This window comes from uncultured Campylobacter sp. (assembly GCF_938039245.1).
Classification (GTDB): domain Bacteria; phylum Campylobacterota; class Campylobacteria; order Campylobacterales; family Campylobacteraceae; genus Campylobacter_A.
Map to the genome: position 1 here is coordinate 23,697 of NZ_CALHVN010000057.1, position 7,198 is coordinate 30,894.

Consider the following 7,198-nt stretch of genomic DNA (forward strand, 5'->3'; position numbering starts at 1 on the left):
TATGTGGGTAAATTCCAAGCAGGCCGCTGAAATTTTGGGTGTAAATAACAAAAGCGTGGAAAAAGCCGCTTTTCGAGCCACAAAAAGCTGTAAAAAATTTTGCACTATTAAGTGTCATTTATGCCACTTTACTTACACTGACGGTATCGGCCGCGGCGGTAAAACCCTCCAAATTTGGATCGACGACGATCTGATCAATAACAAAAACAGCGAAATTTCACGGGCGGACAAAGCCTCCGCGGTAAATTTGGTTAATACTGCCGTCCGTCCGCTAAATTTCACTAACGGAGAGAGCGATGGAGACATCTATGCAGATACTAAGTTGGACGCTAGGGATAGTGTCGATATTCGGGGCCGCAACAGTGGCGTTTTTGGCGGCAGCCTCGCTAATACAGGTGCTAGACGAGATCAAGAGCAGACGCAGATAAATCAAAACGAAAGGGTAAACGATGCAAATAGAAGCGATGGACGTAACCAAAGAAGCGACGCGAGCGATAGCTCATACGCAAAAGACGATGAGCGAGGAGAAGCAAAAGCATATAGCGATGCGTATGCGGGAGATGGGGTTTACGAATGTCAGGATAACTGGCAACGGGGTCTACGGCTTCAGGCTGGGGGCGAGAACCAAGGAGTCGCAAACGGCATAGCCCTCAAAGACGAGGCGGCAGAGTGCGAGGTGATCGAGCAAGGCGGGCTAAATTTAAGCGCTTCGAGCGCTGCAAATTTGCCCGCTATCGCTACTTGTTCGGACAAAAAACGCAAGGCTGCATTTGAAAAATACGACGTAATCAAAGCATGGGAAGACGCAAAAGGCAAGATCGGCGAGGCCGCTTTTCTGGAGTATATCAACGCAAGAAAGATATGCTGCGTAAAGGTGACCGCAAATAAGCTATACGACTGGCAACGTAAATATAAAAGAGGCGGCCTGGACGCGCTGGTAGACGAGCGGGATAATAATAAAACGCTAAAGCTCGAAGAACTAGGCCTAGCACAGCTTTGCGTGGAGCTGATACTAGCGTGCAAAGGTATGGGCAAAGTCGATATAACAAACATCTATAGGAGCCTAAACTATCACGCGATCAAAAATTCTCTCATAAATTTTGAGGATTTTCAGGGCAAAAAAGACGAGGTCGTAAGCTATGAGGTCGTAAATCGCTTCGTAAACAACTACCTAAACAAAAACAAGCTGGTAAAAAACATCATCCTTTACGGCGAAGACGGAGCGGTTGGCCGCGGCTTGCCTGCTCTTGGTATCAGCAACTACGCCGTAAATACGATAAACGAAGTCGTGGAGATAGACGGCAGCCCGCTAGATCTAATCTGCAACGCCAGCGATCTTTGCGATCTCATCGGCTGGCAAAACGTCAGCGCTATTTTTAGAGACAAGAACGAATTTGAGAGCTACGTAAAAGAGTGGCAAAAGCGCTACACCATCATAGCCCTAATCGATACGTATAGCGGAGTGGCGACGTTTCACATCAGCGAAACCGAAAACTCGCTAGCTATCGCTAGAGCCGTGGCTAAATATATCGTGCGCTACGGCAAGCCAAAGGTAATCAAAGGCGATAACGGCAAGGCGTTTAAGAGCGAGTATATGCGCGAAGTCTTGGGCGCGCTTGAGATCGAGTATAAGGCCGTGAAGGCATATAGCGGCTGGCTAAAGCCCTACGTAGAGCGAAATTTTAGAGCCTTACAGCATAGCTTTAGCGCAAATTTGGCCGGTTTTATCGGTCATAACATCACGCAGCGCCAAGCCATAGAGTTTTTCCGCTCTAAAAAAGAGCGCCGCTTAAAAAGAGGTTACAAAACAAACCTAACGATGCTAAAAAATCTAAACGAGGTGCAAGAGCTCATGGATATGTATGCGGAAAAATTCCTAAACACTCGCTACCTCGAGCGACTAGGTACGACCTGCGCCGCCGCATATAGCCAAAAAGTAGACGACGCCGTGTATATGAACGCTCTAAGCATCAGCGCAAGGCTAGGCAAAAGAGAGCTTAAACACGTGCATAAAAAAGGCGTCAGCGTAGATAACGTCTGGTACTACAACCTTGATATGTTTGCTCATGAGCGCGTATTCGTTAATCAAAACGTAAATAACATAAACGAGTGCTTCGTGTGGAGCGAGAATAACGAGTTTATCGGCGTAGCTTCTACGCTTGATCTAGAGCTTGGCGTGAGCGCCGAAGAGGCTAGAACGACGCAAAAACTATTTAATAAGCGCCTAAAAGAGACTAAAAAACAGATGGACGAGGCATTGACCGCGCATCAAGCAGGCTTTGAACAGACAGTGCGCCTAGTAGAGGCCAAACCCGCCGCGCTACCTAAACCCCAACCTGCTAATAATGAGGCGGCGATAATAGACGCGGCGCTAAAAGAGGCAAAAAATCTAAACTCTAACGCCGCGATAAATGATGAAATTTTAAGCGCGGCCGGTAGCGACGTAAGCCCTAAAAGAGCCAAAAAGATAAAGGGATGGATGGAGATAGGCTGCGCTAGAGCCTAAAACCCTTTAAAAGCTTTTAAAGCCCGTTTAAACGGTATTTGAAAGTTTTTAAAAGGTTTTTAAAATCAAGGTTCCTATTGCGACGCGTCCGAAAGACGCGGTGTGCTTTAGGTGGGTCAAGGGAGCGTAGCTCCTTGTCGCAAAGGCGGGCTTGGCTCGTCTGCGAAGTAAAAAATAAAGGAGAAGCAATGCAAGAAACCGTAAAAAAACTCGATGCGTTTTTGCAAGATAATTCGGTAAGTATGTCGGCTTTGGCTAGAGCTCTTGGCGTAAGTCCGAGCCTGATAAGCCAATTTAGGAGCGGAAGCTATAAGGGCGACAGCCAGGCCATCGCCGCAAAAATAAACTCATACATCGACAATCATAACAAAAAAAGCAAAATTTCGCAACCCGAGCCAAAAAAGGGCGAGTTTTTCGTAAGTACGGACGTAAAGATGGCGAATTTCGTCATAAACGAAGCCATACTCGAGCGCGAGATCGCTCTAATCTACGGCGCGGCAGGAAGCGGAAAGACTACGATACTACAAGAATTTGCCAAAAACAACCCAAACGTAGTGCTAATCGAGGCAACCTGCCACACTAGCGCTAGGGTGCTACTAGAAGATCTATGCGAAGCGCTAAAGATAGAGACTCCAAACGGGCTAAACGCAAAGCTAAAGGCCGCGGCTAGGTTTTTAAAATCAAACGACAAGATCGTAATGATAGACGAGGCTGAGCATCTACCGCTAAGAGCGCTCGAGGATCTTCGCCGCATATACGATTTTGCCAAAATGCCGCTAATCCTTTGCGGCACGCAGATACTACTAAAAAATCTAATGGGCAAAAGCGGCGAACTAAGGCAGCTATATAGCAGAATCTGCGGCAAATGGACGATGAGAGGGCTAAGCGAAGAGGAGTGCGAGAAATTTTACGCCAAAAACATATTCGAGTACTCAAAGGGCAATTTTAGGAGTTCTAGTAAGCTATATAAAAAGGCATTGAGGCTAGCTAGCCTAAACGAGTGCGAGATAGACGAGCAGATCATCGAGCAAGCCACGCAAATGGTAATCCTGGGCTAAAAAATGACGCTAAACCAGATCGCCCAAATCCTAGGCCTTAGCACCGAGCGCGTGCGCCAGATAGAGCGCAGCGCCCTAGCAAAGCTATCTCACCCTAGAAACTGCAAAAAATGGGAAGAGATCAAAGAGACGATGGCGATGATACAGCGGGACGAGGCAAGAAGGGGCGCGGGCGAAGCAAGAAGTTATCTGGGAGAGGATTAAAAGATGATACGAGGACTAAAAGCAAATTACTCAAGGAAATTTTACGAAGTAGACGGCGAATACATCTGCATAAAGGGGACCAAAATCGCCGTCGATACGATCAAAATTTAAGTGTTTATCGTGCCGTCTAAGGACGGCATAAATAAGCATTTAGACTTAAATTTGAAGAAAGGAGAACGAGTGAAACAAACGATGAGATTAGTCTACGTCGCTACGCCTTACGCGGGATTAAACGTAAGCGATATAAATAGGCCTTTTGCCGCTAAAAAGCTTGCTATAGCCGAGTGTCAAAAGGTTATAAAAGCGGGCTATATACCCATAAGCCCGGTGCTAGCTTTTGGCGAGATATTCGATGAAAGTACGGATAGAGACAAGGCTATAAACGCAGGACTTGAACTGCTTAGCCACTGCTCTTATATCTATTTTTCAGATCATGCCGATGCTGCTAGATCGCAAGGCATGAAAAAAGAGCGCGAATACGCTAACGAGCTAGGGCTTACCGAGCTCGATTTTAGCCAAAATCAAGACAGTGGACTGTTTGAAGAATGCCTCTAGCATTCAAAAACCATAAAAAAGCCAAGGCGAATTTGCCCGTTTGCACGGTCTACGGATACGTTTGCAAGCTCAAATTTGCGATGAAATTTAAAATCTTAGAAAGGAGAATAACAAATGATGAAAACCGCATCTATGTTAGCGGGCCTAAGCCTAGCACTGGGCGATACGAGCCCGCTAGGCGGCTCGCCGACGCTAACGCCGACAAAAGCAAGAAGAAGTAAAGAAGCCTTTGTAAAAAGCGCGATAACCCCCGGTGCAAAACATAAAAGCCAAACAGTAAGAGCGAACAGAAGAAAAGCAAAAACAAGGAGCAAAAGATGCCTAGACTAGACGAAAAAGGCTTTTGGGAAAACAAAAGCGGCGAATACGTTCACCCCGATATGGTGAGCGTAGATAAAAAGCTAGAAGACGAGCTGGTAGAAAAACTCATAAATAAGGCTAACGAGCTACATGAGACGATGAAGAAAATCAAAAAAGAGGCCTACGAAGAGTGCGAAAGCTTCGTGGATCTGCTTCGTCAAAAATACGGCCTTGATAGGTTATCTTCAAGCAAGAGCGGAGCGGTAACTCTAAAGAGTTTTAACGGCACCAAAGAGGTTCAAATTTGCGTGCAAAAGCAAATCAGCTTCGATCAAAGGCTGGTGCTAGCTAAAGAAAAGATAGATGAATATCTAGACGAAAAGGTAGAGGGCGCGGACGCCGAGATACGCACTCTCATAACCCGCGCCTTTGACGTAAAAAATGGCAAAGTGGACGCAAAACAGATACTAAGCCTCAAGCAATACCCAATCGAGGCCGCCAAATGGAAAGAGGCTATGGCTATGATAGACGAAGCCACCGAGATCGTAGGCTCAAAGAGCTATATACGCTTTAGGCAGCGCGCGGGAGACAAGATAGACGGCGAGGTGAATTTGATAGTGCTTGATTTTGCGGGGATAGAAAGAGATTAGGGATGGGTGAAGATGGAAGAATCGAAAACAACAACATACATGGTCGAGGTAATGCAAGCCTATGTTATGGGCAAGGCGATAGAAATAAGCTATGCAGGCAAAGACAGTTGGGATAAAGTAGAGGAACCGTTGTGGGATTGGGTATGCTTTGACTACCGCGTAAAGCCAAAAAATCGCAAATTTGAGGAAGGCGATAAAGTGATAGAAAAAGATGCGCAAATGTTGATGCTAGATGAAAATAACGGCTATATATGGACGGTGAAAGGATATACAGAAGACGGGGGGATAGAGTTTAAGGGCGGCGCGATAATACCCGAACATCAAGTATGCGAAGAATACGTGAAGATAGATGACGCGCTTTGGTATTGGGAATACAAGGACTCGCAAGGAGACTACATTATGCTTTGCGTGGACGGTGTGCCGATTAGAACGAATAGAAGCGAGGCAATAAAAATTAGAGATGCTGCGAATTTTGAAAACGTAGATAATCTGCATCCGATTTATGCGTTGGGCTTTAGGCTACCGGAATAATTAAATTTAAAGGGCTTTAAGCCCTTTAAAGAGCGTTTTAAACGGCTTTAAACGTTCTTTAAAAGGTTTAAAAATGCACGAAACTATAACAGAGCTAAACAAACGAAAGTTAATAAACGATATGGCTAAATTTGCCCTGCTCGGACTAATAAACGAGAAGATATTTAAGTATGCCGCGATCCGCGGTATAAATTTGCATTTCGTCTTTTCTCACCCGGCGGCAAAGCAGACTTTCGAGCTGAACAAGGAAAATATCAAAGCTAAACTGCGCGAGTTTTGGGCGGACAACCTTGCCGCGATCAAAGAAGCGGGCATAATCTTTCGCGAGATAGACTGCGAGGCGATCTACCGCTTGCCGCGCGATACGCAAGCCATGCAAGAAGAAAAGAAGCCCTATGAGGAGCCATCAAACGGCAGCTTTGAGAACCGCGCTAAAGATCCGGCTATAAGGCTAGGGTTTGAACGCATAAGAAAGCGTATCATCGCCGATCTAGAAAGCGGCAAAAGCGTATATGCGGGAGACGCGATATGACCCTCGCCACTCTCTTTTCAGGTATCGGCGCGCCCGAGTTTGCCGCTCGCGAAGTATTTGACGAAGTAGAGACGGTATTTGCCTGCGAGATAGACAAATTCGCCCGTCAAAGCTACCTGGCCAATCACGACGCCCCGATAGTTTTTTACGAGGATGTTTGCGGCCTTGACGCAAGGCCTTACGCCGGGCAAATAGATATTTTGGTAGGCGGCAGTCCTTGCCAAGACTTTTCAATCGCAGGGCAACGCGCGGGCGAGAACGGTGAAAGGGGCAACCTGATATGGCAATTTTACCGCGTGGTTAGCGAAGCTCGCCCTAGCGTTTTTGTCTATGAAAACGTCAAAGGCTTTTTAAGCATTGACGGCGGCAAAAGCTATCAAAGATTTTTGGGCGCTTTGCGCGGGCTAGGCTATCATTGCCACGCCGAAATTCTCAACACGAAAGACTACGGTATTCCTCAAAATAGAGAGCGGTTGTATATCGTGGGGTTTTTGAACGCAGACGAATATCACGCCTTTTCTTATGCTCCAAAGCAGGCGCTAGGGCTAAATTTGGGTGATATGCTCGATCGCGAGGTAGAGGAAAAATACTTTTTGAGCGATAGGTTTTTGGCACTTTTTCGCAGCAAAAATCCCAAATTTAACGGCGCATTTCGCCCCAAAGACGCAAACGAGAATATCGCCAACACTCTCACTACAAACCAGGGACACCGCAGGACGGATACTTTTATCAAAGTCGCTGGCGAGCTCGACATACCTACGTTTAAAAGAGCAAGGCAAATTTATGATACAGACGGAGTGAGCCCAACACTATTGACGGCCAAGAACAATCAAGAAACGCCCAAAGTTATTCAAAGGTCAAA

General features: G+C 46.3%; 9 protein-coding genes. All 9 read left to right on the plus strand.

Annotated features, from left to right (window positions below; translation table 11 throughout):
• Position 1: 1 nt before the first annotated feature.
• On the plus strand, positions 2-2,506 hold the full coding sequence (locus tag Q0218_RS09990) for a Mu transposase C-terminal domain-containing protein (protein WP_297969180.1): 2,505 nt from the start codon (positions 2-4) through the stop codon (positions 2,504-2,506).
• Between the two features lie 188 nt (positions 2,507-2,694).
• Complete coding sequence (locus Q0218_RS09995) at positions 2,695-3,564, plus strand: AAA family ATPase (protein ID WP_297969183.1); 870 nt, start codon at positions 2,695-2,697, stop codon at positions 3,562-3,564.
• Positions 3,565-3,567: 3 nt separating this feature from the next.
• Positions 3,568-3,768 carry a sigma factor-like helix-turn-helix DNA-binding protein gene (locus Q0218_RS10000; protein WP_297969185.1) on the plus strand — a complete coding sequence of 67 codons (201 nt, stop codon included), beginning with the start codon at positions 3,568-3,570 and terminating at the stop codon, positions 3,766-3,768.
• Between the two features lie 180 nt (positions 3,769-3,948).
• The gene (locus tag Q0218_RS10005; protein WP_297969187.1) at positions 3,949-4,323 is read left to right on the plus strand and encodes a DUF1937 family protein; all 375 of its coding nucleotides are present in this window, start codon (positions 3,949-3,951) and stop codon (positions 4,321-4,323) included.
• A gap of 114 nt (positions 4,324-4,437) precedes the next feature.
• Positions 4,438-4,653, plus strand: a complete 216-nt coding sequence (locus Q0218_RS10010) for a hypothetical protein (protein ID WP_297969189.1) — start codon at positions 4,438-4,440, stop codon at positions 4,651-4,653.
• Positions 4,641-5,273 (plus strand): DUF3164 family protein, encoded by a 633-nt coding sequence (locus Q0218_RS10015; RefSeq protein WP_297969191.1) that lies wholly within the window; start codon positions 4,641-4,643, stop codon positions 5,271-5,273. Before Q0218_RS10010 ends, Q0218_RS10015 begins: the two co-directional genes overlap by 13 nt.
• Positions 5,274-5,285: 12 nt before the next feature.
• Positions 5,286-5,804, plus strand: a complete 519-nt coding sequence (locus Q0218_RS10020; protein WP_297969193.1) for a hypothetical protein — start codon at positions 5,286-5,288, stop codon at positions 5,802-5,804.
• A 73-nt stretch (positions 5,805-5,877) separates the two neighbouring features.
• The gene (locus Q0218_RS10025; RefSeq protein ID WP_297969195.1) at positions 5,878-6,336 is read left to right on the plus strand and encodes a hypothetical protein; all 459 of its coding nucleotides are present in this window, start codon (positions 5,878-5,880) and stop codon (positions 6,334-6,336) included.
• On the plus strand, positions 6,333-7,198 hold an 866-nt coding region (gene dcm, locus Q0218_RS10030; protein ID WP_297969197.1), incomplete at its 3' end, for a DNA (cytosine-5-)-methyltransferase. The genes Q0218_RS10025 and dcm, both read left to right, overlap by 4 nt.